Source organism: Streptococcus sp. 27098_8_82, from assembly GCF_041431615.1.
GTDB lineage: Bacteria > Bacillota > Bacilli > Lactobacillales > Streptococcaceae > Streptococcus > Streptococcus sanguinis_K.
This window is the reverse complement of record NZ_JAPVYB010000003.1, coordinates 289,913-313,034: the sequence shown is the minus strand read 5'-3', so window position 1 is coordinate 313,034 and position 23,122 is coordinate 289,913. Positions and strand designations below refer to the sequence as shown.

24 protein-coding genes and 1 tRNA gene are annotated in these 23,122 nt (G+C 42.8%); 4 read left to right on the top strand and 21 right to left on the bottom strand.

From position 1 onward, the window contains the following. Positions 1-65: 65 nt before the first annotated feature. The 4 genes from O3627_RS07695 to O3627_RS07680 all read right to left on the bottom strand — a co-directional run bounded on the left by O3627_RS07695 (position 66) and on the right by O3627_RS07680 (position 5,028). Positions 66-1,232: a glycosyltransferase family 4 protein gene (locus O3627_RS07695; RefSeq protein WP_060976600.1), complete on the bottom strand. Its 1,167-nt coding sequence runs from the start codon at positions 1,230-1,232 to the stop codon at positions 66-68. Then, on the bottom strand, positions 1,223-1,975 hold the full coding sequence (gene mecA, locus O3627_RS07690) for an adaptor protein MecA (protein ID WP_048774117.1): 753 nt from the start codon (positions 1,973-1,975) through the stop codon (positions 1,223-1,225). Before mecA ends, O3627_RS07695 begins: the two co-directional genes overlap by 10 nt. Before the next feature lie 175 nt (positions 1,976-2,150). Next, positions 2,151-2,993: an undecaprenyl-diphosphate phosphatase gene (locus tag O3627_RS07685; RefSeq protein ID WP_060976599.1), complete on the bottom strand. Its 843-nt coding sequence runs from the start codon at positions 2,991-2,993 to the stop codon at positions 2,151-2,153. A 139-nt stretch (positions 2,994-3,132) separates the two neighbouring features. Further along, a complete protein-coding gene (locus tag O3627_RS07680) occupies positions 3,133-5,028 on the bottom strand; it encodes a DUF2207 domain-containing protein (RefSeq protein ID WP_023917189.1) in 1,896 nt (631 codons plus the stop codon). A gap of 131 nt (positions 5,029-5,159) precedes the next feature. Here O3627_RS07680 and O3627_RS07675 point away from each other — a divergent pair, with 131 nt between their 5' ends. Both O3627_RS07675 and O3627_RS07670 read left to right on the top strand, forming a co-directional pair. Continuing rightward, positions 5,160-6,725 carry an ABC transporter substrate-binding protein/permease gene (locus O3627_RS07675; RefSeq protein ID WP_023917191.1) on the top strand — a complete coding sequence of 522 codons (1,566 nt, stop codon included), beginning with the start codon at positions 5,160-5,162 and terminating at the stop codon, positions 6,723-6,725. Next, positions 6,722-7,462 (top strand): amino acid ABC transporter ATP-binding protein, encoded by a 741-nt coding sequence (locus O3627_RS07670; RefSeq protein ID WP_023917192.1) that lies wholly within the window; start codon positions 6,722-6,724, stop codon positions 7,460-7,462. Before O3627_RS07675 ends, O3627_RS07670 begins: the two co-directional genes overlap by 4 nt. Positions 7,463-7,559: 97 nt before the next feature. On the opposite strand, the gene O3627_RS07665 is transcribed toward O3627_RS07670, so the two are convergent. The 6 genes from O3627_RS07665 to O3627_RS07640 all read right to left on the bottom strand — a co-directional run bounded on the left by O3627_RS07665 (position 7,560) and on the right by O3627_RS07640 (position 13,479). Beyond that, a complete protein-coding gene (locus O3627_RS07665; protein WP_002893653.1) occupies positions 7,560-7,775 on the bottom strand; it encodes a hypothetical protein in 216 nt (71 codons plus the stop codon). Positions 7,776-7,883: 108 nt separating this feature from the next. Then, a complete protein-coding gene (locus O3627_RS07660) occupies positions 7,884-8,816 on the bottom strand; it encodes an SPFH domain-containing protein (protein ID WP_125382501.1) in 933 nt (310 codons plus the stop codon). 56 nt (positions 8,817-8,872) lie between these two features. After that, entirely contained in the window at positions 8,873-10,123 is a 1,251-nt protein-coding gene (gene ilvA / locus O3627_RS07655) for a threonine ammonia-lyase IlvA (protein WP_125382502.1), read from the bottom strand. A gap of 99 nt (positions 10,124-10,222) precedes the next feature. Beyond that, on the bottom strand, positions 10,223-11,245 hold the full coding sequence (ilvC, locus tag O3627_RS07650) for a ketol-acid reductoisomerase (protein WP_002902418.1): 1,023 nt from the start codon (positions 11,243-11,245) through the stop codon (positions 10,223-10,225). Positions 11,246-11,309: 64 nt separating this feature from the next. Further along, positions 11,310-11,786: an acetolactate synthase small subunit gene (gene ilvN, locus O3627_RS07645; protein WP_002898887.1), complete on the bottom strand. Its 477-nt coding sequence runs from the start codon at positions 11,784-11,786 to the stop codon at positions 11,310-11,312. Next, a complete protein-coding gene (locus O3627_RS07640) occupies positions 11,779-13,479 on the bottom strand; it encodes an acetolactate synthase large subunit (RefSeq protein WP_002893661.1) in 1,701 nt (566 codons plus the stop codon). Before O3627_RS07640 ends, ilvN begins: the two co-directional genes overlap by 8 nt. Positions 13,480-13,780: 301 nt before the next feature. Between O3627_RS07640 and O3627_RS07635 the strand changes: the two genes are divergently transcribed. Further along, the gene (locus tag O3627_RS07635; protein WP_002893665.1) at positions 13,781-14,131 is read left to right on the top strand and encodes a hypothetical protein; all 351 of its coding nucleotides are present in this window, start codon (positions 13,781-13,783) and stop codon (positions 14,129-14,131) included. 243 nt (positions 14,132-14,374) lie between these two features. Here the strand turns inward: O3627_RS07635 and O3627_RS07630 are convergent, their stop codons facing one another. The 10 genes from O3627_RS07630 to O3627_RS07585 all read right to left on the bottom strand — a co-directional run bounded on the left by O3627_RS07630 (position 14,375) and on the right by O3627_RS07585 (position 22,436). Beyond that, complete coding sequence (locus O3627_RS07630; RefSeq protein ID WP_002893668.1) at positions 14,375-14,974, bottom strand: response regulator transcription factor; 600 nt, start codon at positions 14,972-14,974, stop codon at positions 14,375-14,377. Further along, positions 14,971-16,071, bottom strand: coding sequence for a sensor histidine kinase (locus tag O3627_RS07625; protein ID WP_002917702.1), 1,101 nt, complete (start codon positions 16,069-16,071; stop codon positions 14,971-14,973). The genes O3627_RS07630 and O3627_RS07625 overlap by 4 nt, the downstream gene beginning before the upstream one ends. 4 nt (positions 16,072-16,075) lie before the next feature. Continuing rightward, a complete protein-coding gene (locus O3627_RS07620) occupies positions 16,076-16,810 on the bottom strand; it encodes an ABC transporter permease (RefSeq protein ID WP_002893671.1) in 735 nt (244 codons plus the stop codon). A gap of 10 nt (positions 16,811-16,820) precedes the next feature. Then, on the bottom strand, positions 16,821-17,696 hold the full coding sequence (locus O3627_RS07615; protein ID WP_002917704.1) for an ABC transporter ATP-binding protein: 876 nt from the start codon (positions 17,694-17,696) through the stop codon (positions 16,821-16,823). Positions 17,697-18,113: 417 nt separating this feature from the next. Beyond that, positions 18,114-18,722, bottom strand: a complete 609-nt coding sequence (locus O3627_RS07610) for an SP0191 family lipoprotein (protein ID WP_002917706.1) — start codon at positions 18,720-18,722, stop codon at positions 18,114-18,116. Between the two features lie 110 nt (positions 18,723-18,832). Next, positions 18,833-20,497 carry a DAK2 domain-containing protein gene (locus O3627_RS07605; RefSeq protein WP_002917709.1) on the bottom strand — a complete coding sequence of 555 codons (1,665 nt, stop codon included), beginning with the start codon at positions 20,495-20,497 and terminating at the stop codon, positions 18,833-18,835. A gap of 2 nt (positions 20,498-20,499) precedes the next feature. Next, positions 20,500-20,865: an Asp23/Gls24 family envelope stress response protein gene (locus O3627_RS07600; RefSeq protein WP_002893676.1), complete on the bottom strand. Its 366-nt coding sequence runs from the start codon at positions 20,863-20,865 to the stop codon at positions 20,500-20,502. Between the two features lie 141 nt (positions 20,866-21,006). After that, positions 21,007-21,195: a 50S ribosomal protein L28 gene (rpmB, locus tag O3627_RS07595; protein WP_001140948.1), complete on the bottom strand. Its 189-nt coding sequence runs from the start codon at positions 21,193-21,195 to the stop codon at positions 21,007-21,009. Between the two features lie 126 nt (positions 21,196-21,321). Further along, the gene (locus tag O3627_RS07590; RefSeq protein ID WP_002905297.1) at positions 21,322-21,984 is read right to left on the bottom strand and encodes a hypothetical protein; all 663 of its coding nucleotides are present in this window, start codon (positions 21,982-21,984) and stop codon (positions 21,322-21,324) included. A 5-nt stretch (positions 21,985-21,989) separates the two neighbouring features. Further along, the gene (locus tag O3627_RS07585; RefSeq protein ID WP_023917202.1) at positions 21,990-22,436 is read right to left on the bottom strand and encodes a LytTR family DNA-binding domain-containing protein; all 447 of its coding nucleotides are present in this window, start codon (positions 22,434-22,436) and stop codon (positions 21,990-21,992) included. Between the two features lie 272 nt (positions 22,437-22,708). On the opposite strand from O3627_RS07585, the gene O3627_RS07580 reads away from it, so the two are divergent. Further along, positions 22,709-22,972: a SemiSWEET family transporter gene (locus O3627_RS07580; protein WP_002902394.1), complete on the top strand. Its 264-nt coding sequence runs from the start codon at positions 22,709-22,711 to the stop codon at positions 22,970-22,972. 52 nt (positions 22,973-23,024) lie between these two features. Here the strand turns inward: O3627_RS07580 and O3627_RS07575 are convergent. After that, a tRNA-Thr gene (locus O3627_RS07575) sits at positions 23,025-23,097 on the bottom strand. Positions 23,098-23,122 lie beyond the last annotated feature (25 nt).

The window sequence follows — 23,122 nt, the reverse complement described above, 5'->3', positions numbered from 1 at the left end:
TGATTTACATACTTTAGTATACCAAAAAAAAGCCCAAAAGGCTTTTATTTTGTTTAGAGCTATTCTTATTTATTCCTCTTTTGACGCCATTTCCGCCGAACTTCCTCACGGTAGTAGGAGTTGCCAATAAAGCGGAGAATATTGAGCAAAGGAGTACGATTAGGCCCCAAAACTCCGACCAGCTCAGCAAAGAGCTCAACACCCAGAAGTAAGCCTATCATCAAGAGCACGCCACCAATTCGACTGGAAACATTCAACAAGAGAGAAATCATGGCAAAGACCAGCGAAATCCCGTAGATAACCAGCACTGTCCCGCGGTGGGTCAATCCCAAGGATAAGAGTCTGTGATGAAGATGATGCTTGTCAGGCGTGTAGAATTTCTGACCAGATAGAGTACGGCGGATAATCGCCAGAAAAGTATCCGTAATCGGCACTCCTAAGATAATCATAGGCGTCACCACCGCAACAGCCGTCGCATTTTTTAGCCCTTGCAAGGACAAGACGGCAATCATAAAGCCGATGAAGAGAGCCCCCGTATCACCAAGATAGATGATAGCCGGGTGGTAATTGTAAGGGAAAAAACCCGCAATTGACAAGACCAAGACGAAAATTGTCAGGGTCAAAAAGAGATTGTGCTGGGGCAAAAAGAAGTAAGAAACAATCCCCATCGTTACCAAGGAGATGATGGACACCCCACTCACCAGACCATCCAGACCGTCAATCAAATTAACCGCATTGGTGATAGAAATAATCCACACCACTGTCAAAATATAGGACAGCCAAGGCTCAAAATGCAGGAAAGGTCCGCCAAAAGGAAGCTTAAAATCATCCAATCGGAAATCCGTCAGCCACCAGATTAGGCTGGCCGCTAGAACAATTCCCCCCATTTTCAGCATAGGCGACAGCTCTTTGATATCATCGACCAGCCCTGTAAAGGCAATAATCAAACCACCAATCACGACCGGCCAAACATAATCAAAATAGGTCTGTCCAAAAAAATCTACAGCAACAATCTGTGGCATCAAGAGCAGAGTAGAGATAGAAAAGGCCGCTACAATCGCCAGCCCGCCACTGCTAGGCATGGGCTTTTTATTGATGCGGCGAGCATTGGGATAATCTACCGCACCAATCTTAAAGGCTAAGAGCCGAACCAAGGGCGTCAGAATCACCCCGATAAAAAAAGTTCCCAGCAATACCAAGATAAACTTTAACGGAAAAGTAATCATAGGCATTCAACCTTCTGCAGGCCGGAGACCGCATCTGTCACCAAAAGCAGATGACCGTGCTCCTGAAGCACCGCCCGAGTGATATCTGAATCATCTGCAAACTCACGCATCTTGGCCAAGAGCCAAGCTGGATAGCGCTCTGGAAAACCCTCAACATCTACTAAAATCGTCAAATAATAAGCAGAATCATGCTTATAAAGCTCTGATAAGTCAATCTTATAGTCCACCGTCTGGGCAAAGGCCGCAGCAGCCTTAATATCTTCAAAACGCAGGATATAGTAAATGTAACGCTCTGCATTTTCTGTCAACTGCTCATCGGCCGCCTGCTGAGAAAATTGCGCCCCTTCCTCTGCTTCGGCTGTTTCCAAAGATTGGACTGCTTCTATGTCTTCCTTACTCTTTTCAAAAATGCTCTTTTCCAATGTCTTGAGGAATTCATCTGGAGACATATGAGACAGCTCATCCATGTCTGGCAGATCTGCCAAATCCTCAAAACTCAGATTCTTATCTAATTTAGACTTGGTAACAAAAACATCTACCTTATCTGGCTTAGGCGTCACACGGAAACTCAGCATACCGCTGTCCAAAAAATTATCCGGCATTTCCAACTCATCTAAGATAGTATAGAAAAACTCTTCCGTCTTTTCTTGGGGGACCAAGAAATCGGCCATTTCCATGCCGCGCTCTTCCAAATCTTCCAGCTGAATCGTGATTTTTATGGTCGAATCACTAATCTGTTTCATTTCCATATCTCTACCTCATACACTTCTAGTCCTACTATTATACTAAAAAATCCCCCGTATTTCAAAAAATAGCTAGTATTGGTCTGAAAATGGAGGTTGCAAGAAAAAACTCTCAGAAAATTCCGAGAGCTTCTTATTTCACTACATGAGAGAGTCAGGGAAACATTAAAATCTCCCCCTTTTATCCCATCAAGGCTTTGAATGCTGCATAAACCAGAAGCACGCCGCCTAGGCCAATCCGATATTTCCCAAAAATTGTAAAGTCATGCTTTTTGACGTAGTCTGTCAGGAAACGAATCACGACTAGACTGACACCGAAGGCCACCCCCATGGCAACTAAGAGCAAAAAGATTTGCCCAAATCCCAGACTGTTCCCATTCTTGATGAACTTGAGAATTTTCCAGCCACTAGCGCCAAACATAATAGGAATCCCCAAATAGAAAGTGAACTCTGTCACGACAGAACGACTGACACCATTCAGGAGACCACCGACAATGGTGGCACCAGAACGGCTAGTTCCAGGGAAGAGAGCTAGAATCTGAAAGAGACCAATTTGCAAGGCAGTTTTGTAAGGAAGAGAAGCTAAATCTGTCACAGCAGGCTCCTCATGCTCGCGCCTTTCCAGATAGATAAAGGCCGCCCCATAGACAATCAGCATCACTGATACAGAGACCAGATTGTAGAAATGCGCTTCAAACCAATCATCCAAGAATAAGCCGATAACAGCAGCCGGCAAGGCTGCCACGACGACCTTAGCCCAAAGTTGCCAAGTCTTTTGAACCTGACGTGCTGACTTGCCTGGTTTAAAAGGGTTGAGCTTATCAAAATAGATGACAACAACCGCCAAAATAGCTCCCAGCTGGATAACGACATTAAACATTTCCATAAAGGCTGGACTTTGATTTTTATACTGGATAAAATCTTGAATCAAAATCAGATGCCCTGTACTGGAAATCGGCAGCCATTCTGTGATTCCTTCGATGATTCCGTAAATAATAGAGATAAAAATTTCAATGATAAACATAGAATACTCCTGAAACAAGGGTTTACTCAAGGAAAGTCACATTTAAATTCCCAAAGAGTATTAGGTCTTATTATATCACAATTTCAATGCTAGGAAAAGCCAGTAATAAGACTTTTCTGGATAGGCGAGGGCTTGTCTATTAGAAAGCTCCACCGCCTCCGCCACCTCCGCCACCGGAGAACCCACCACCTGAACTTCCGCCAGATGAGACGGAGAAATTGCTGGCTGTGGTGGCTACATGGCCGTAGTTTGAGAAACTGTGCATACTGCTATAGAAGGCATAGTGCAAGTTAGCCTGAACATAGCTGTCCATAGATGGATTTTGCAAGCGAATCTGACGCAGAGCCATGACACGGCTGACACGATCTGCATAGCCAAAGAGGGTCGCATAGACCAAGAGACGGTTCCAAAGGATAATACCTTCAATTTCTGTATTGTCCAGATGAGCAATATCTCGCAGCATATTGGAAAAACTTCGCCACAGATAGTAATCATGCGCGCCTTCATCATTCAGGACGCCATCTCGCCAATAAAGCTGCGCCTTACTAGCAAAAATGCAAATCAAAACAAGCCCCATCAGTGCTAAGGGAATATATATCCAGATAAAGCCTCCAAAAGCGCCCAAGTAGACAAATAAAAATCCAAGAGAAAACAGCAAAACAGCACTAGCTAGAATAATGGCAGTAATTAGTAATCTCTTTTCCTGAACTTTAAGAGGCCGGTAGTGACTAAAGAGACCCAAACGCTTGCCTTCAGAGCGCACTTCTTTAGATAAGGAGCGCAAACTGTTAGTAAATAAGGACTTGATATTACTACCAATGTTACGAATATAGGACTCATCCGCAGAAGACTTGTGCTTATAAATATCTTCTGAAATTTGATAGGCTGAAAAGAGATCTTTCACACTGGCTTGGGATTGTTTGTTGAAAGCCATGCCCAGAAAACGTCTTTCAAAGTCCGCCAGTCCATCATAGGTCGCTATTTGCAGAACAGGATTTTCAGCATCTCCCTGCAGGAGGAGATTGCCCCTATCCAGCAAGTCTAACAAAGTCGCCTGAACCATGTTTTCAAAGTTCAGCACTGCCTTGCCGCCCCTAGTCGGATCGACATCCTCCATGTCCACCGCGTAAATATTTTCCGCCAAGACAAGAGGAGACAAGTCCTGAGGAGCCTCATATAGACGGGCATTCTTGGGATAAGACTGCTTAGGCTTGATCTTCTGGGCAAAGACAAAATAAAGAATAGCCGCTGCAAGGATGGCACATAGGAGCAGCAAGGGCATATAAATTTCTCCTAGTTGCCGGTAAAAGACCGTCTTGCGGGCAATTTTTTCTTCTTGAGCTTTAAAGGTTGGCAAGTAGTCGCTCTCGTCTTCATTCTGGGACACAAGAGAGACCGCTTGTCGATCCCAATAGCCGTGGAGCTCGACATTATCACCCGAGCCAATTCCATTGAGTTTGACCAGATAGTCGGTGCCATCCTTATCCACGAAAGGCTGGGTTCCAAAGTAGCCACTATGAGCAAAAAGCTCGCTCTTATCTGGATTGCTCAAGCCAGAAACTGTCAAAACGACTTCTTCTATCCCCTGATCCCAGTCGCTGATAGGAGTCCAGTTGAGCTCAGCAATATCCTTGTGAAGAAAAAGGAGATTTCTCAGCTGCCAAGTCACAGTAACAACAACTCTGTCACCGTCGTTTCCTGAATTATAGATTTTGACCTCATAGCCATCTCCCAAGTCTTTGACTTGGGGGTTAATGTCCATATCTGGCTCACCATTCGTCAGAACCGAGACCGTCGGATTCCCATCAATGGCAAAGCCATTGGGCATCTTTCCAGCAGAGCCCAGCGACACAATTTGACCGTTATAGTCGTCATTAAACTTGTAGGTTACTTTCTCTGTGTAGGTAGCTGTATTGTCCTCACGCAAGGCCAGATCGCCTTGATAGGATTCAATATCATAGTCAACAGCCGAGACAACCTGACCAAAACAAAGACAGGAAAATAAGACTAATAGGAGACAAAAATATCGTTTCATACTCAACCTCTCTTTACAGATATTTTGTTCTATTATATCATTTTTATCAAGTAAGGGCTTACTAGGATTGAAAAGAACGGTAATTTTCGATAGAATAGGAAGAACTATTATTAGATAAGCAGGAGAAACCCATGAAGAAATTATTACTCACTTTATTTACAGCCCTCCTGGTCACCTTAGGAACGATCCATGTTATTCAGGCCGATGACTACCTGAGAATCGGTATGGAAGCAGCCTACGCGCCCTTCAACTGGACTCAGGATGACGATTCCAACGGTGCTGTAAAAATCGAAGGCACCAACCAATATGCCAACGGATACGATGTGCAGATTGCCAAAAAAATTGCTCAAGAGATGGGTAAGGAACCTCTGGTTGTCAAGACTTCCTGGAATGGCTTGATTCCTGCTCTGACTTCCGGCAAAATTGACATGATTATTGCAGGTATGAGCCCAACTGCCGAGCGGAAAAAGGAAATCGCCTTTTCCAACAGTTACTACACCAGCGAGCCAGTTCTCCTAGTTCGTAAAGATGGAAAATATGCATCTGCTAAGACTCTAGAAGACTTCAAAGACGCTAAAGTCACTTCCCAGCAAGGAGTTTATCTCTACAATCTCATTGACCAACTGCCTGGTGCCAAAAAAGAAACAGCTATGGGCGATTTTGCTCAGATGCGTCAAGCCTTAGAATCCGGTGTTATTGATGGCTATATCTCTGAGCGGCCAGAAGCCTTGACTGCCGAGACTGCCAACTCCAACTTCAAAATGATTCAATTTGAGAAAGGCTTTGAAGTCGGCGAAGAAGATGCTTCCATTGCCATTGGGATGCGCAAGGATGACAATCGTATCGAGCAAGCCAATGCAGCAATCGCTAAGATTACTACCAATGACCAAGTCAAGCTGATGGATGAGATGATTCAGAAACAGCCTGTTGATACGGATAGTGAAACAACGAATGAATCATTCTTCAGTCAAGTTGCTAAGATTCTGGCTGAAAACTGGCCTCAATTCCTACGCGGAGCTGGGTTGACCTTGCTTATTTCGATAACAGGAACCATTGCAGGCCTCATCATCGGACTGCTGATTGGAGTTTATCGGACGGCACCAGCTTCTAAGAATAAACTCCTGGCATCACTGCAAAAAATCTTCGGCTGGTTCTTAAATATCTATATTGAGATTTTCCGTGGAACTCCAATGATTGTTCAGTCCATGGTTATCTACTACGGAACAGCCCAGGCTTTCGGAATCTCTATCGACCGAACTATCGCGGCCATTTTCATCGTCTCCATCAATACTGGAGCTTATATGAGTGAGATTGTCCGCGGTGGTATATTTGCTGTTGATAAAGGGCAATTTGAAGCCGCAACAGCACTGGGTATGACTCATGGTCAGACCATGCGCAAGATTGTTCTGCCTCAGGTCGTCCGCAATATTCTGCCCGCAACCGGTAACGAATTTGTCATCAATATCAAGGATACATCTGTGCTGAACGTTATCTCGGTAGTCGAGCTTTATTTCTCTGGAAATACTATCGCTACCCAGACCTACCAATACTTCCAAACCTTTACCATCATCGCTGTAATCTACTTTGTCCTGACATTCAGCGTGACACGCATCCTGCGCTATGTTGAAAAACGCTTCGACACAGACAACTACACGACAGGTGCCAATCAAATGCAGACAGGAGAAGTAAAATCATGACAGAAACCATTTTAGAAATTAAAAACCTCAAGAAGTCCTACGGTGAAAACCAAGTCCTCAAGGACATCTCCCTCACCGTTCATAAAGGAGAAGTGATTTCCATCATCGGCAGCTCCGGCAGCGGAAAGTCAACCTTCCTGCGCTCCATTAACCTTCTGGAAACGCCAACTGGCGGACAGATTTTCTATCGCGGCAAGAATGTTCTGGACGAGAATTACGACTTGACCCATTACCGTGAAAAGCTGGGCATGGTCTTTCAGTCTTTCAATCTCTTCGAGAATCTTAATGTCCTTGAAAACACTATCGTCGCTCAGACAACAGTTCTGAAAAAAGAACGGTCAGAAGCCGAGAAAATTGCCAAAGAAAACCTCAACAAAGTTGGCATGGGCGAGCAATACTGGCAGGCCAAGCCTAAGCAACTCTCAGGAGGTCAGAAGCAGCGGGTCGCTATTGCCCGCGCCCTCTCCATGAATCCTGATGCCATCCTCTTTGACGAGCCGACTTCAGCCCTCGACCCTGAAATGGTCGGTGAAGTTCTGAAAATCATGAAAGAACTAGCTCAGGAAGGGCTGACAATGATTGTCGTGACCCACGAAATGGAATTTGCCCGTGATGTTTCCAGCCATGTTATCTTTATGGACAAGGGCGTCATTGCTGAAGCTGGCAGCCCGCAGGATATCTTCACCAATCCCAAAGAAGAAAGAACTAAAGAATTCCTGCAACGCTTCCTCAGCTAAATTACTTCTATTTTCAAAAACAAAAAAAGGAATCTGGAACTAAGTCCAGATTCCTTTTTTGATTTAATGAGCAATATCAGTTGCACAATTTTGAAGTTTAGTCTTCAAATTTTTCATGGTTTTTGTCGTAGAAATCAATCAAGCCAAGAGCTGTTTCAAAAGAGATATTTTTCACTTTTGCACGTCCTTGAGCAAGAGCAATGATAGACATTTCACGTGCATTTGTTTCTTTACTAATACGGTAACCAGTGATCTTCTTATCACGTACCCAACTAACAACAGATTCTACTTTCTCGAAATTAGATTTAGCCATTTCTTACTCCTCTCTATTCTAGCTACATCAACTACTATAATTGTTTTTATACAGTTTGTCAACTTAAACAAACCAAATTCGAACAAATTAAATAATTCTGAATTTTCTTTACTTAGCTTTGAGGGCTGAAAGTATCTGAGTCCGAATACTTTCGACACCTTCTGGATTTGCTGGAAGGAAGATGGTATTATTACCCGAACTATCTGCAAAATTATTCAGCGTATCCAGGTACTGATTGGTCAAAAGAATAGACATAATCTGCTCTTCTGTCAACTCAATGTTGGCGCCCTTCAATTCCTTGATCGAATCTGCCAAACCATCCACAATGGCCTTCCGCTGCTCGGCAATACCAACCCCATGCAGGCGGTCTTTCTCAGCTTCTGCAGAGGCAGCTGTCACAATCTTAATCTTATCCGCTTCAGCCAATTCCTGAGCAGCCACACGCTTACGCTGCGCCGCATTGATTTCGTTCATAGACTGTTTAACTTCAGCATCAGGCTCAACCTTGGTAATCAAGGTTTTGACAATGATATAGCCATAGGTCGACATTTCTTCAGCTACCTGTTTTTGGACCTCTAGGGCAATTTCGTCCTTCTTTTCAAAGAGCTCATCCAAGGTCAGTTTTGGAACGGAGGAACGAAGGGCATCTTCAATATAGGACTTAATCTGTGCTTCTGGCCGCATAAGTTTGTAATAAGCATCAATTACGTTGTTCTCATTTACACGATACTGGGTCGCAACATTCATAGTTACGAAAACATTATCCTGTGTCTTGGTCTCAACGACAATCTCGCTCTGCAGCAAACGCAGCTGAACGCGAGCTGCTATCTTGTCAATCCCTAAAGGAAGACGGAAATTGATACCACTGCTGCTGGTTTTGTGATAGCGTCCAAAACGCTCAATGATTGCCACAGATTGCTGACGAACCACATAGACTGCACTAAGCAGCAAGAATATTAAGATTATGATCAATATGATAAAGAAAAATGGAATAAACAACATGTTCAAGCCTCCTTGATTCACTATAGTATATTCTAACATATTTAATTTGCAGTTTCAAATAAAAGCATACAAATTAGGCTAAAATATATTTACAATTAGACAAGCATATTGTAGAGTGTTTCATTCCCGTTCAGATTGATAAAGGACGGATCGAACTGCTCAATACGGTTAATTAAAGAAGCATAATCATGCTTATCTGCCAGAGAAATACCAATCAAAACTGGTCCCGTTCCCTTGCTTGCCCGCTTGATATATTCAAAACGAGTAATATCGTCATTGGGCCCTAAAATATCATTCACAAATTCCCTCAGGGCACCCGGACGCTGCGGGAAGTTAACCACGAAATAGTGCTTGATACCATCATAAATAAGTGCCCGTTCTTCCATCTCCGGCATACGGTTGATGTCATTATTACCACCTGAGATAATGCAACAGATAGTTTTCCCCTTGATATACTCGCTCAGGACTTCCAAAGCAGCAACACTTGCAGCACCAGCTGGCTCTGCGACAATCCCTTGCTTGGAATATAGATCAATGATGGTCTCTGAAATAAGCCCTTCATCTACACCGATAAGATTTTGAACATTCTTTTGTGTAACCTCATAGGTTGATGCACCGACTTTCTGAACTGCGATGCCGTCAGCAAATTTATCGATTTCTTTAAGCTTGACCGGACCTCCAGCTTCAAATGCCGCTTTCATACTGCGGGCACCGTTGGCTTCCACACCAATAACTTCGATAGCCGGCTGACTTTCTTTGATATAGGTTGAGACTCCTGATATCAGTCCGCCGCCGCCAACTGGTACCAAAACTGCATCAAAATCGATAGCTTCTCTCTTGGCCTCATCTAAGATTTCATAGGCTACTGTTCCTTGACCAGCTTGGACATCATCATTGTCAAAAGGATCGATAAAGGTCCGGTTTTCAGCCTTAGTATAGTCAAGCGCTGCCTTAGCCGAAGCATCAAAGGTATCTCCAACCAGCTTGATATCCACAAATTCACCGCCAAAGAAGCGAACCTGACCAATCTTCTGCTGAGGAGTCGTGATGGGCATAAAAATAGTTGCTGGAATTTTCATTTCCTTACAAGTATAGGCCACTCCTTGGGCGTGATTTCCCGCAGAAGCACAGACAACCCCACGCTGGCGCTCCTCTTCATTAAGTTGAGAAATGGCATAATAAGCCCCGCGGAGTTTAAAAGAGCGTACCCGCTGCATATTTTCCTTCTTCAGGTAAATCTTGGCATGGTACTTCTCCGACAAATAGTGGTCGTAGTCAAGCGGTGTATTGACAACCACATCTTTTAACACTTTATGAGCATGCGTGATATCTTTTGCTCTGAGCATGTTTCTTCCTTCCCTGTTTTTTCAGTTTATTCTCTATCAAGCAAAACAAGGGGCTGGGAATTCGCATTCCAACCCCTAATGTCTTATCTGCTCTTTATCTTAATTATAAATCTTGAAAGCATCGTCGTCGTTTTTACCAACGAATGGCATTGCTTTACGCAATTCTGCACCGACCTTTTCAATCTCCAGATTAGCAGCTTGCTCGCGGTAAGCAGTGAGTTTTGGACGACCAGCCTTGTAATCATCAACGAAGTCGTTCGCAAATTTACCGTTTTGGATATCAGCCAAGACTGCCTTCATGTTTTCTTTGACTTGCTCAGTAATGACGCGCGGACCAGATACATAGTCACCATATTCAGCTGTATTTGAGATAGATTGGCGCATCTTCTTGAAGCCACCTTCATAGATCAAGTCTACAATCAGTTTCATTTCGTGCAGCACTTCAAAGTAAGCCAATTCTGGTGCATAGCCAGCTTCAGTCAAGACTTCAAATCCTGCTTCAATCAGGGCAGTCAGACCACCACAAAGCACAGCTTGTTCACCAAAGAGATCTTCTTCTGTTTCTTCTTTATAAGTTGTTTCAAGAAGTCCAACACGAGCCGCACCAACACCTTTACACCAGTCCATTGCGATATCTTTTGCATTTCCAGTAGCGTCTTGGTAAACTGCATACAGAGCTGGTACACCAAAACCTTCTTCGAAAGTACGGCGAACCAAGTGACCAGGACCTTTCGGTGCACACATGAAGACATCTACATCAGCAGGAACTTTGATAAATTCAAAATGGATGTTGAAACCATGAGCAAATCCAACTGCATTTCCAGCTTCCAAGTTTGGAGCGATTTCTGCTTCATAGAGATCTTGTTGGATTTCATCTGGAGCCAAAATCATGATAACATCAGCCAATTTAGCTGCTTCTGCTACTGTATAAGTATCAAAGCCATCTTCTTTAGCCTTGTCAAATGACTTACCAGGACGAACACCGATAATCACATCGTGGCCTGTATCACGCAAGTTTTGTGCATGCGCATGTCCTTGTGAACCATAACCGATAACGGCGATTTTTTTACCGTCAAGCGCTGCTACTTTAACATCTTTTTCGTATTCCATTGTTACTGCCATAAGTTTTACTCTCTTTTCTATTTTTATTGCCTACTAGGCGGTTTTAACAAATTAAAAGTTTGATTTAATCTCGGGTAAAGCCTGTTGCTCCAGTCCGAGCAATATTTTTAATACCATATGGGCGAATGACTCGAAGCAAAGCCTCGCTCTTCTCTGCATCACCGGTCATCTGAACGGTAATGGAGCTAGGTGCTACATCTACAACTGTTGCCCGGAATGGCTGGATAATAGATAGAATCTCTGCCCGCTTATCAGCTGGAGCCGAGACCTTAACCAGAATCACTTCACGCTCTAAGTGAGGGCGGTCCGTGATATCTCGAACCCGAATCACATCAATCTGACGATTGAGCTGCTTGATAATCTGCTCGACTTCTGCCAATGAAGCCACATCAATGATGATGGTGATACGGGATACTTCCGGATTTTCCGTCGTTCCGACTGAGATACTCTCAATATTAACCTGACGTCTGGACAGAACACCCGTGAAGCGGTTCAGAACCCCCGAACGGTTTTGAAGTTTAGCTGTCAACATTCTACGCATGGAACTTCACCCCCAACATCTCATGATTGCTCTTGCCAGCCGGCACCATTGGAAGAACGTGCTCCTTACGAGAGATATCTACCTCAATAAACATCGGTATATCTTCTTTAAGCACTTCCAAATCCTGGACAATAGTCTCCGGATCGTCAAATTTATAGGATTTAACACCATAGGCCTGAGCCATGAGCTGGAAATCTGGCAAAGTTTCAAAGACAGACTCAGAGGTACGACCATCATAGAAAGCTTCCTGCCACTGGCGCACCATGCCTAGCGAATGATTGTTAAGCATGATGACCTTAATCGGAATCTTATAGATATTGAGAATAGCCATCTCTTGGTTTGTCATTTGATAGCCACCATCTCCGACAAAGAGCACCACTTCCTTATCCGGATTGGCAATTTTAGCTCCAATGGCTGCAGGTACACCGAAGCCCATGGTTCCTAGACCACCAGACGTTACCAGTTGACGCTCGTTTTTATACGGATAATATTGGGCGGCCCACATTTGGTGTTGACCGACGTCTGTTACAACGATGGCATCACCCTTGGTCAGCTCACCCACGCGCTCAATGACAGCTTGAGGTTGTACGACACGTTCTTTCTTATCATATGAGCGAACCCGCTCCTTGTCCTGGGTTACTTTTTCAATCCACTTGCTGGTATTATTATGCACCTGCTCTTCATTGAGCAGCATCTGCAGGGCTTTCTTAGCATCCCCTACGATAGGAATGTCTACGCTGATAATTTTTCCAATTTCCGCTGGGTCAATATCGATATGTGCTACTTTAGCGTTCTTGGCAAAGGTTTTTGGGTTGCCGGTCAGACGGTCATCAAAGCGACAGCCGATACTAATCATAAAGTCGGCCTCAGTCATGGCAATATTGGCCGCAAAAGAACCGTGCATCCCACCCATACCTAAGAACAAAGGATGGTCTGTCGCAATAGTTCCCTGACCTAACAAGCTAGTGACTACTGGAATCTGATATCGCTCCGCAAACGCAACCAATTCCGCTGCTGCCCCAGCATAGCTAATACCGCCTCCCGAAAGAAGGACCGGCTTTTTAGCCTTAGAAATCTGCTTGATAATCTTCTTAATCTGCAATTCATTAGGCTCAATAGTCGGCTGATAGCTCGGCAGATGCAACTTGCTGTCATAGATAAAGTCCGTTTCCAGAGCGGAGACATCCTTAGGCAAATCAATAACGACTGGACCAGGACGACCTGTCGTCGCAATGTGAATAGCTTCTGTAATGATACGCGGAATTTCTGCCGTCTCCCGAACCTGATAATTGTACTTGGTAATAGGAGTCGTAATCCCAACAATATCCGCTTCCTGAAAAGCATCTTTACCGATCCCAGCCTTGGCTACCTGACCAGTAAAGACTAAAAGGGGGACGCTATCACTCATGGCATCAGCAATGCCGGTAATGGCATTAGTCGCTCCCGGACCGCTGGTCACAACTGCAACTCCGATTTTCCCAGTAGACTTAGCATAGCCTTCTGCTTCGTGAACACAGCCTTGCTCATGGCGGCCTAGAATATGACGGATGCCTTCAAAACTATAAATAGCATCATAAAGCGGCAGTACAGCGCCGCCGGGATAGCCAAAAATCGTATCAACACTAAGATTTTTCAAGGTTTCCAAAACAAGCTCTGAACCTGTCTTAGAAGTTTCTAATTTGATTTTCTCCATTCTTCCCCTTTCATTTATTTACAATTTTCTAAAAATTCAAAAAGCTTTCTACTATGATAACATTTTTGAAAAAAATTGCAAGTCATGCAGAATGTTTTTCTACATTTTTTAGCGATTTATCATATGAAAAGGGAAAATTTTCCAAAGAAACCGAATAAGAGCATGCTGCTTCCATATCAGGGTTTGCCTTTTCTCTGTAAACAGGAAAACAACCTTCTTACAATATTGCTTTTATTTTCTATGGACTTCCTTTTTCTTTAGTGGTATAATAATGCTATTAATTTATCAATGGAGGTCAACAATGGAGAAATTTCTTAATATTTTCAGAAGTCTTGACCGTTCTTGGCTGATTCGTCACTACATTTTCAGCTTTGCTTTCTTTGGGCTACTATTTGTTATGCTAAAAGGTTTCAGCACACCTCTTCCTGTCTGGCTTCTTTATCTGAGTTTCACACTCTTTTATCCTTTTGCCATGTTTGTCTATGAAAGCATCGTTGATTTGATTATAGGGGACAACATTTTTCTCATTCCTGTTCTTATCATGATCATTTGGAAAATCATTCGCTTCTTTATCATCTGGCTTTTTTCCATACCTATCGGCTTGATCGGACTAATTTATCTCTACTTTTCTGTCAATCGTAAGACTGACTAAGGCTGCTTCCCTAAGACAAGCAAAAACTATAACAAGAATGATAATTCATTCTTGAATTATACAAAAGAAACAGGTCTTCTACCTAACTATGGTATAGAAAACCTGTTTCTTTTTTTCAATTTTTTAGTTCATTATCTCTGAATGGTCGATAGCTCGCCTCCACAAGATTGGAGATTAAAGGAAAAGAAATAATGTTTTTTCTTGATATGCCAATATATCTGATTCCTCTCAAGCTCCTGCCAGCTATAACCAGCCTTTCTCTTGGCCGATTCGGACGGCTTCTGTTCGATTTTCAGCATTTAGCTTGGTCAAAATAGCAGACATATAGTTACGAACCGTTCCATTTGACAGGTAGAGTTTTTCAGCAATTTCTTTATTGGACAGGCCAGTCGCCGCAGCTTGCAGGACTAGCCTCTCCTGCTGAGAGAGAGGGTTCCTACTGGTCATTAGCACCTCCATCAATTCCGGCGAATATTCCTTTTGCCCATCTAGAACGGTTTGGATGGTTTTCATCAAATCCGCAATGCTGCGCTCTTTGAGCACATAAGCATCTACATCCGCCTTAACAGCTCGCTCAAAGTAGCCCGGTCGCTTGAAGGTTGTGACGATGATGACCTTGATGTTGGGTCGATTGGCCTTGACCCATTCGAGAACGTCTAGGCCGGTTTGGTGGGGCATTTCCACGTCCAAAATAGCTACATCAACAGTTTCTGAGCTAAGACAGTCAATAGCCTTCTGCCCATCTGCGGCCTGATAGACTTCTTCGACATCTGGCTGCAGCTGCAAGAGCTGAGCTAGAGCATCTCTCAGCATACTTTGATCTTCTGCTAACAAAAGTTTCATGCTTCCTTCCCTCCGTATGGCAATTCAATTCGAATCCATGTTGGATCTTGGCTGCTAAGAATCTCAAGCTTTCCTGATAAGGCAGACAGCCGCTCTCGAATACTATGCAACTCCCGTCCGGTCAGCTTCTGAAAACCACAACCATCATCCTGAATGTCTAAAACAAGTTTTTCCCCGTTCTTTACCAAAGAAAAATTACTCTTTTTAGCCTTGGCATGCTTGATGATATTGGTCGCTGCCTCCAGTAAGATCATACTAATCGTTGACTGCTGACTTGGTGGGATACTGGCAACATTGAACTGGTTATCTATCTTTACCTGAACGCCGCTCATCTCCAGCATGGCTCGAATGGTCACGAGTTCCTCGTCCAGCGTCCGATTCTTTAGATCATTAATAATCCGCCGAACATCAGCCATGGACTTCTTGCTGATCTCTTGCACTTCCTGCAGTTCTTTTGCTGCCTTGTCGTAGGCTTCCATCTGCAAAAACTGCTGAGCCAGCTCCGCCTTAACACTGAGCATAGCAAAGGTGTGTCCTAGACTATCATGTAAGTCTCTGCCAATCCGATTCCGCTCATTTTCTGCTAGAAAGAGATTCAGCTGGGCATTTTGCTTGACCTTTTCTTCCTTGATCTGCTCTGCCGTCTGAATCCGATAGAGACCAAATGTCATACCATCCGAAAAGAGAAAGATTACAATATAGAAAAGCAATTCTGTTGGACCAACATTGCCCATCAAATAATTAGTTAGTACAATAGCAGGCTGCAAGGCGATAAAGGTCAAAAAACGCCAGGATTTAAAAGAAATATCATCCAGTTCGTAAATTAGCAGATTAGATAGATAAAAAATATACCAGGTAAAACCTGTATTTAAGAAGACAGAACTATAATATATGTAAGAAATCAAGAGCCACCAAGAAAAAAACTGGATAAGGCGATGGTTACTTAGCAAAACCGCATAGTAAGCCACAACAAAAATAGCTGTCCAGAGCAAGAGGAAAAGCGGGTATTCCCCGCTGATTACTCCCGCCACTGGAAAGATGATAAAGACCAGCGCAATATGAAACATATAGTGGACTTGTTTAAGCTTTTCCCACATGAATTTATTTTACCTCAATTCGCTTTTTGAGCTGCAGCACAAGAATGCTGACCAAAACCGTATAAATCAGAACAATCAAAGCTGCCTTGCCATTGAACTGATGGTGTTCTAGATAAGAAGACACAACCTGCATCAGTTGATAACTTGGCGTCAACTTACCGATTGGCTGGAGCCATTTTGGGAACATAGTCAGAGGAAACCATAGACCGCCCAGAACAGCCAGTGCCATATAGACGATATTGCCCACTACAGACATAAGCTGAGCACTTGGCAAGAGACTGACCAATACACCCATGGCAATAAAGACCACACTTCCTACCAGAAGGATCAAGGCAATAAGAAGCCAGTCCACCATTGGCAGATTAACCCCGCGAACAAAATGCCCAATCGAGAAGACTACGATAATAGAAAGCATAAAAGTCAACAGCGTACTGCAAAGTTTTGATATATAATATTTTACCATAGAAATCGGCGAGTGCTGAATCATTTTTTGCCAGTTATTATTTTTATCAGACTGCAAAGTGCTTGGAATGCTAAAGAAGGCACTAGACATGATACTAAAAAGAGTCATAGAGAAGAGGTAGCCTCGAAGCACAAGTTCAGACGTATCACTTCCAGACATCATTCCTGAGAAAATCAGGTAAAAGACGCTGGGCAGACCAATAGACAAGAGATAATAAGCAGCCTGCCGCTTCATTAAAATCAACTCAATCTTCATAAGACTTGCCATATTTTTCATGATTACTCTCCTATTCTTGTGTCGTTTCAAAAATACTATCCAAGAGGGTACGGTTACGTACTTCAATCTCTTCGATTGTACAGCCGTTTTCCTGCAGGACTTGCCAGACTTGACCAGCTTCTCTAGTAGCAAAAGATAAAGCCTTTTGCTTGATTTCTATATCAGTCACATTATCCAGCTTTTCCAGCACAGACTGATAAGTCAGTGGCAAGGTAAAGTGTTTTTCCTGCTCTTCACTGCGCATAGCATAAGGCGTCGTGTCCCGAATCAACTCGCCCTTGTGCAGCACCAAAATCCGATCTGCCGTATGCTCGACTTCTTCGATATAGTGCGAAGAATAAACGATGGTCACTCCCTGCTGCTTGAGCTGATTAACAATTTCCCAGAAATGCTGACGAGTGGAAGTGTCCATAGCTGAAGTCGGTTCGTCCAGAAACAGGATCTTAGGACGGCCAATCAGACTTAATACAAAAGAGAAGAGACGTTTTTGCCCACCAGACAGCTTGCTGGCCAACTGATTCTTTTGCTTGTCTGTAAATTGCAGCAAGTCATCAATTTCTTGATCAGACAGACTATTTGGATAAATAGCTTGGAAGAACGTCAAGAGTTCCTTGACCTTCAAATCCTCCACCACTGTATTTTCCTGTGGTAAAATCGCTACCGACTGCTTGAGATGATTGTCAGTTGGTTTGAGCCCCTGAATCCTTGCTTCACCTGCTGTCAGAAACTTATCGCCCAGCAAACAATCCATGAGAGTCGTTTTACCTGCTCCGTTGGGACCAATCAAGGCCACACAGTCACCTTGGGAGATTTCAAACGAAATATCCTTTAAAATCTCCTTACCATGAATGCTTTTTGAAAGCTTCTTTACTTCAATCAGTTCCATTTTACTCCTCCTTTGATTCGATAAAGCGCATGTGCATCTTTCCTTTATTTTTCCAAAGCCGGAAGAAGAATAAAGACCAAATGCTTTTTGAATTCTTACAGCAACCTTTTATCATTTTGTTAACTATATTATAAGGCAAAGAAATTTTTCCTACTAGTTGATTTTGTCACCAGCTGACATGACAAATGTCACTATTCCGCTTTTAGAGCACAAAGCCAGCAAATATTGGAATAATCTGTCTATCTCCCTTCTGCATGAAGACACAAAAAAAGCCGGCCCCCTCGTTGAGAGGAACCGACTAGTTGTATGTCTGTTGCAATTTAGATAGAAACTGGAATTAAAGCAGCCTAATCTAAAAAATTTTTCAATAAACTAGCTACTCAATCTGTAAGATGAGGCGACCAACGCTTTTAAACTTTAGCTCTGTACCTCTTCTTTGAGACCATTGAGCTTCAGACTCAGAATAAACATCTCAGGTGTAATATCCTTAATATCCTTCAGTCCAAAACCTTGGAAGAAACTGTTCTTTTCCACCTCTTCGACATTGACCTTTTGCAAATCAATTTCAATCAAGGTCTGCAATTTCTTCTCTGCTGTAACTGAATAATCAATATTGACACCTTCCAGACTCTTAGCTGCTACATAGTTTGAATCAGACTGCATTCCTTCACGAATGATAGTCGTCATCTCCTCTGGAGTCAAAGTAGCTGATGCCGCACTAGCTTCTTCTGGCAAGGAAGTGAGCAATCCCATACGAAGATTCAAGATTTTCTTGCCCTGATAGGTAATTGTATCACGATGATGGATTCCTTCAATGTCTCCAACCAAGGTTTTAGAGACAATCTCTGTACTTTCAGAAGAAGAACTGGATGACTTGCTAGAGCTGGAGCTAGAGCTGGATTTAGTCCGCCTAGAAGAAGCTGCTGATTCAGAAGAATGTCTAGGACGATGCTTGCTGAAGCTAGGAAGCACACAGCCCGTCAAGAGTACCGAAGCAGAAATAACAAGAATGAAAAATTTTTTCATAGTTCACCTTTTTTTACTTTTTATTTGTTACAGTATAACATAATACCAGTTTCTTGTCTAAGTATTTTCTACAAAATGACAAAAGGCAACCTTTCGATTGCCTTTTTATACTATTCAACACTAAAAATATATGGATAAACCGGCTGACTGCCCTGATGAATTTCTACTTCGACATCCTCGAATTGTTCCATCAAATCTTGAGCAAGACTGCTAGCCAACTCTTCGCTGCCGTCTTCACCGATATAGATAGAGACAATCTCGCTGTCTTCATTGAGCATCTTGCTGAACGTTTCTTTCAAAGCTGTCAGCATATCTGGATTAGAAACAACAATCTTGCCATCCACCATACCGAGGTTGTCATTCTCATGAATTTCCAAGCCATCAATCGTCGTATCACGAACCGCAGTCGTCACGCTGCCGCTGACTACTTCTGCCAAGGCTGCAGTCATACGCTCTTGGTTTTCCTCAATAGTCTTGCTGCCATCAAAAGCTAGGAGACTGGTCAAACCTTGAGGGATCGTGCGAGTCTCAATAACAGCTGCAGGCTGTTCAATCACTTCTGCTGCTGATTGGGCTGCCATGAAGATGTTTTTATTGTTTGGCAAGATAATAATATTACGAGCATTGACTTGCTCCACAGCTTTGATGAAGTCTTCTGTTGATGGGTTCATAGTTTGACCGCCAGAGATGATATAGTCAACTCCCTGAGCCTTAAAGATTTCAGCCAGACCATCACCAGCCACTACAGCAATAATCGCAAATTCTTTTTCTTGAGCCGGCTTAGCTGAGCGCTCTTCCTTTTCAACCTGTGCTTCGTGCTGGTTGCGCATATTGTCAACCTTGACCTTGACCAAACTACCATACTTGAGACCTTCCTGCATAACCAGTCCTGGATCTTCGGTATGGACATGGACTTTGACGATTTCATCATCGTTGACTACCAACAGGGAATCTCCCAAATCATTGAGGTAGTTGCGAAATTCATCATAATCAAAGTCTTTTACATAGGTTGGACCTGTCTTGAGAGCCACCATGATTTCTGTACAGTAGCCGTAAGTGATGTCCTCTGTTGCCACATGGCCAGCTACAGACTTATGATGCTCAGCATTGATCATCTCAGACATGGTCGCAGGTGTCGCCACAAAGTCCTCAGATGCGATATATTCGCCTGTAAGTGCAGACAAGAAGCCTTCGTAGATAAAGACCAACCCTTGACCGCCAGAGTCCACAACGCCGACTTCTTTCAGAACCGGCAGCATATCCGGTGTCTTAGCCAAAGCAGCCTTTGCTCCTTCAAGAGCTGCTTTCATAACTTCTACAGCATCATTAGTGACTTCAGCTTTCTTCTTGGCTCCGATAGCCGCACCGCGGGAAACAGTCAAAATCGTTCCCTCAACCGGCTTCATAACTGCCTTGTAAGCCACTTCTACACCAGACTGAAAGGCCAGAGCTAGATCTTCACCAGTCAGCTCTTCATGCTCTTTCACACTTTGAGAAAAACCGCGGAAAAGCTGGGAAGTGATAACTCCTGAGTTACCACGCGCGCCCATCAAAAGGCCTTTCGCAAAGATACCCGCCGCTTCGCCAACTGTTGAAGCAGACTTATCTGACACTTCCTTGGCACCATTTTCAATGGTCATGCCCATGTTGGTCCCTGTATCGCCATCTGGAACCGGGAAGACATTCAAAGAGTTTACATATTCAGCCTGTTTATTTAAGCGAGTAGATGCCGCCTGCACCATTTCTTGAAATAAACTAGTAGTAATATTTGCCACGATTATTCTCCTACGACTTTAATATTTTGGATATAAACATTCACTGCATGGGCAGTAATTCCGAGCTTGTTTTCCAAACTGAATTTAACACGCTCTTGGATGTTTTTGGAAACTTCGCTGATTTTGACTCCATAGCTTAACACAGTGTAGACATCAACTGCGATATCACCTTCATCAGTCGCTTTCACAACCACGCCCTTAGCATAGTTTTCTTTTCCTAAAAGGGCTTGAAAATTATCCTTGATTGCATTTTTGCTGGCCATGCCAACTACACCAAAAATTTCAGTCGCTGCACCGCCGACGATTGTCGCAATCACATCATCAGTCAGCTCAATTTGACCATCTTTTGTATTAATTTTCACAGTCATAATTTGTACCTCAAAAGTATTTTATAGTTTATTCTACCATATTTTATACAGGGTGTAAAAGAGGAAGGGTCTAAATCAACTGTCTAGGCGGAAATTTACAAGCAAAAAAGGACGGAAAATTTCCATCCTTTTAAATAAAAATTAAACGCGTTCAACTTTACCTGATTTAAGGGCACGAGCTGAAGCCCAAACTTTTTTAGGTTTACCGTCAATCAAAACAGTAACTTTTTGAAGATTTGGTTTAACAGCGCGTTTTGTTTGGTTCATCGCGTGAGAGCGGTTGTTTCCTGATACAGTCTTACGACCAGTAAAGTAACATACTTTAGCCATTATCGTGTTTCCTCCTATTAGATCTAATATTACGGATGTGCTAGCACCACATACCTTCCTATATTACCAAAAAACTTGACGTTTGACAAGTACATTTGTCCAAAGTTTCGAAATTAATCCGTTTTCCTAAACATAGCTAATCTTCAAAGAACCGAAAGCTACGTTGCCTTTGACATAGAGAGTTTTTCTCTTTTCATTGACATTGCGGGGATTGTAGACAGAGCCAAAGGCATTATCTACATCCAGCTCTACACGCCAGTCGCTGGGCACATAAAGCATCACACTGCCAAAAGACAGATCCACTTCAAAAGTTGCTGAGTCCCCTTCGATAGTCGCATTATCAAAATAAACCGATGCACTGCCAAAAGCACAGTCTAACTTTTCATAGGTGAAGTTATCTGAGTTGATATAGCGCGTGCCGCTGCCAAAAGCAATATCATCTTTTGAGGAAGAAGAGGCAGTTGAGAAGATACGCCCCTTAAAAATGCGCCGGGGCTTGAAAATCATATTGAGACCGATGCAAGCCAGAATACCACCCAAAACCAAGGTTCCTGTTGAAATAGCTAAAAAGTGGTAAACGGCATTGGCAATAATCAGCGCAATAACTGCCATGATCAGCCCAGTGCCAAAGTCTCTTTCTAAGAAATTTTCCAAGGCGAAATAGGCAAACATTGCAACTACTAGCATGGGCCAAATATTAAAATTGAAGGCAGGAATCCCAAAATTCCCCTGCAGCAGAACCCAAGCTGCCAAGACTAAAAAGCCGATTCCAAAAATTGTTTTTTTCATGAAAATTACCTCGTTTCGTTTAACTTTTCTTTTAAAATTTGATAGTAGTGTCGGGAAACGTGCACTTGTTTATGTGTGTCATAAAATTGGATAGTACTGGTTCCCGAAAATGATTTATCCAAAGCGTAAATAGCCTTGGCATTGGCAATAGTAGACTTTGAAATGCGACAGAAATATGCCGGAAGTCTCTCTTCTAATTCGTATAGCTTCAATTTGACTTCATAAGCATCATCCCTGCTATGAGCATAAATTTTGGTAGCATCCGTTTCAAAAAATAAAATATTCTTCAAATCGACAAAATATTCACTTGTATCCTTATAGAAAGCTATCGGTTGACGGTTGGCTTGTTCAAGAGCTGCTTGAATCCGAGCCACCTCTTCACCATATTGAGCCGTTCGGATAACGACTTCAGTTTCTGCCATATCTGTATCAAGCTCAATCCTAATCTTCATAGCCACTCCTTTCCTTGCTTCTGACTTCATTATAACAATTTTCAAAAAAGAAACAAGGCATTTTCAGTAAGTGGTTATTTTTGATAACTAAGTGGTAGCTTACCCTTCTCAAAAAATGTTAAGCAAATTTGATTTCTCATCCTAGACTCTCCAATAGATTCGTTTAGTATAAAAGCACGACTTACACATATTGAATATCTGTCTTATTTTATGATCAAACAAATTTGAAAACTTTTTTCCTTCTGATATAATAGTACCTCAGGAGGTACTATATGTCTAAACAAAAAATTAATCGCTTTGTCGGATCTATTGGAGCTTTTATTGGGATTCTTGTCTTTATTGCATATATTCCACAAATTATCGCTAACTTGCAAGGAGAAAAAGCTCAACCATTCCAACCACTATTCGCAGCAGTTTCTTGTTTAATTTGGGTAATCTATGGTTGGACCAAAGAACCTAAAAAAGACTGGATCCTTATCATTCCCAATGCGGCAGGAGTGATATTAGGCGGTCTAACTTTTCTTACTTCTTTATAAGAATTAGATAAACAAAACCAGCAACCCATGAAAAAGTTGCTGGTTTTCTTTCTGCCGATTGCAGGGATCGAACCTGTGACCTACGCGTTACGAGTGCGTTGCTCTACCAACTGAGCTAAATCGGCGTCTTTTCCCCTTTATTTTAGCATC